The organism is Tychonema sp. LEGE 06208 (genome assembly GCF_015207505.1).
GTDB lineage: Bacteria > Cyanobacteriota > Cyanobacteriia > Cyanobacteriales > Microcoleaceae > Microcoleus.
In genome coordinates, this window is the sequence record NZ_JADEWT010000206.1 from 1 (window position 1) to 3,235 (window position 3,235).

The following is a 3,235-nucleotide window of genomic DNA, read 5'->3' on the forward strand; positions in this document are numbered from 1 at the left end:
CAATTTAAATGCACAACAGCTTACCAAACCTCTAGCACTCACCCACAAATTATGTAGAAATACATCTGCGTAAATCTCCGTTAACCTGTCTTAAATCTGCGGTTAACAGACTCCATCAAAAGCTTGTGCTACGCAACGTTTTCAAAAGCAAAATTTGAGCAACTAATGACTGCCAAATGATTGCACCATCACCCAATCTAAAAGCTAACATCTAAAATCGACAGACTGATGACTAATAAATTTCCCACAATTCTAGCTCTTGATTTTGACGGTGTGATTTGTGACGGACTAATCGAATATTTCCAAACAGCTTGGCGTAGCTACTGTCAAATTTGGAAACCAGCCGAAACAGTCCCCGATCCCGATTTAGCTTTAAGTTTTTACCGAGTGCGACCGGCCATCGAAACCGGTTGGGAAATGCCCCTGCTGATCCGCGCGCTGGTGACAGGAATCACCCCAGAGCAAATCTTGCTGGACTGGCCCAATATTGTCCCGCATTTATTGACCGAAAATAATTTAAAAGCCCAGTCTGTCAGTGCTATGTTAGATGGACTGCGCGATCGTTGGATTGCTGAGGATTTAGCTGGGTGGCTGTCTTTGCACCGCTTTTATCCGGGAGTAGCCGATCGCCTGCACTCGTTGCAAGAGAGTTCGGTCAAAGTGGCGATCGTCACTACCAAGGAAGGCCGTTTTGTGGAGGAACTTTTGCAGCTAGCGGGCGTACAAATGCCGTCAGAGTTGATTTTTGGCAAAGAATACAACAAGCCGAAACACCAAATTTTGCGGGAATTTTTGGCAGCTTCAGGCAAAGATGCGACTATTTGGTTTGTGGAAGACCGGTTAAAAACTTTGCTGTCGGTGAAGCAGCAGCCGGATTTATCTCAGGTGAGGTTATTTTTGGCTGATTGGGGTTACAATACTTCGGCCGAACGGGAATCGGTGGCTCAAAATCCACCAGTTCAATTGCTTTCTCTGTCTCAGTTTGCCGGAGATTTTGCCGATTGGCTCCCCGACGAATATTGATGTTAGACTTGTTGGCAATTAGTTTTTTTTCTATGAGCAGAGTCAAAAAAAATTTTGAAATTTTACACTTTTTTGGTTGACTTTTGCGGCGCTGGTATGGTATTTTTATATAATGGGATGGTTGCGTAAAAAATATTTTTGCACATATTTCCATTATAATATAAACATAACATAAACTTCCCAAAAAATCAAGGATACCGAAAAAAAAAATCGATTTTTTTTTCTGACGAGCGTAATAAAATAGGTTCGATCGTTCGGAATACCAGTCCTTCTTTTCCAAGTTCTCCGCATCGGAATGCCAGTCCATCTTTTCTCAAGGACTTACATTCCGATGCGGAGAAGCAATCTGAGGCTTAAAACTAATGCTCGATTTAACTAAAGCGGCTAAGGCAATGCACGGAATGAGCCAACATTTGAATGTGGAAGCGGCTGCGGCTCGCCAACGTTTGGAAGTGGCTCAGAATTTACTAGCAAAGGCCGCAACGGGACAGGACAATTTGGTGGAATTGCAAGAAAGTTGGCGCGATCGCACTTTATTCAATGCTGCAACTCCGATCGAGCCTTTGGGCGATCGCACCTACATCACCGCACCCCCCGCCGCTCACACAGTCTTTGCCACAGACGGCTCGCAAATATCGCCCAACCATCACGAAATCGCCTACTGCTACCTGCTCAACATCGGCACAGTCATGCTGCACTACGGCCAAAGCCGCCACCCAGTTTTAGACAGCGTGCCCGAGGTTTTCTACAAACCCGAAGACTTGTATGCTTCGCGACAGTGGGGAATTAGAACCGAAGAATGGATGGGATACCGGCGTGCAGTTTCCGAAGCAATTGCTTTGGCAGAAATGGGCTGCGATTGGGCAAAAGTTAATAATAACAAATTGCCCGCGCCAGCTTTAGCAATGGTAGACGGTTCCCTGATTTATTGGTTTTTGGAACAGTTACCCAGCGAAGCCCGCGATCTAATTTTGCAGCCAATTTTAGAAGCTTGGGACAAATTGCGCTTAGCAAAAATTCCCCTATTAGGATACTTAAGCGCTTCTCGCAGTAGCGAAACCTTATCTTTTTTGCGCTTTCAAGCTTGCACCCACGAAGTACCAGACTGCATGACAAACTGCCCGAACGTCGGATTTGCCGCCACAATTTCTTTCGCCGAAAAAGCACCTTGTCAAGTATTTGAACCCTTGCGCGATGCCATTTTGTGGGCAACAGTCCTCTCGCCCGGACAAAGAAGCCCCTTGTGGAAATCCCAAGCTCGAATTTTAGATTTATACGGCCTGAATACCGTCTATTTTTGTTACGTTCACGTCGGCACAGAAATTGCTAGAATAGAAGTGCCGGAATGGGTAGCACAAGATGCAGCACAGCTAGATTTAACCCTAGGAATGATGCTGGCTCAAGTACACAAAGGCGGTGGCTATCCCGTGACGCTGGCAGAAGCTCACAACCAAGCAGTTGTCACTGGGGGCGATCGAACTCGCTTTTTCGCTTTGTTAGAGCAGCAAATGATTAAAGCAGGCTTAAAAAATGTCGGAATTTCTTACAAGGAAACCCGGAAACGCGGCAGTATTGCTTAAATTTAAAATTAGAGTTAAAAATGTTATATGCCCATAGAATTAATCATTTTAATTGCTTCCTTGCTTGTATCTTGGCTAGTATTTAATTGGGCTTTTAAAGTATTGAAAGCTAGCATCGGCACAGCGATTGCTTTAGCAGCAATTGTGCTGGTGATGCAGTTATTGTTTGGCATCGGGCCAAATCAACTTTTCCAACATATAACTCACTTGCCGGAAACCCTAGGGAAAATAATTTTTGGCAAGTGATTCGATTTGAGACTTGAAATTTTTGATTTGTTCTCTAAGAAACTAAAATTTAATAAATTAAATCTGCCACACTCCTCTCTCCAGAAGCTGAGGGATAAAGAGAGGCAGAGCCTCCGCACCTGCATTACCAGGCAGAGCCTGGTAACGAGCCAAATCTTCCCTCGGACTGATGACGTTGTACGGAAAGCTCGGAGGCGACAGCACTAATGACTGATGACTGATGACTGATGACTACCCTTCGACTTCGCTCTTCGGGTAAAATGACTAATGACTAATGACTAATGACTAATGACTAATGACTAATGACTAATGACTAATGACTAATGACTAATGACTAATGACTAATGACTAATGACTAATGACTAATGACTAATGACTAATGACTA

3 protein-coding genes are annotated in these 3,235 nt (G+C 44.2%); all 3 read left to right on the forward strand.

The window, feature by feature from the left end:
* Positions 1-228: 228 nt before the first annotated feature.
* Entirely contained in the window at positions 229-1,023 is a 795-nt protein-coding gene (locus tag IQ263_RS27825) for an HAD family hydrolase (RefSeq protein WP_194071262.1), read from the forward strand.
* A 362-nt stretch (positions 1,024-1,385) separates the two neighbouring features.
* Positions 1,386-2,603 (forward strand): DNA double-strand break repair nuclease NurA, encoded by a 1,218-nt coding sequence (locus tag IQ263_RS27830; protein WP_194071263.1) that lies wholly within the window; start codon positions 1,386-1,388, stop codon positions 2,601-2,603.
* A gap of 27 nt (positions 2,604-2,630) precedes the next feature.
* Positions 2,631-2,849, forward strand: a complete 219-nt coding sequence (locus tag IQ263_RS27835) for a hypothetical protein (RefSeq protein WP_194071264.1) — start codon at positions 2,631-2,633, stop codon at positions 2,847-2,849.
* Positions 2,850-3,235: the final 386 nt, after the last annotated feature.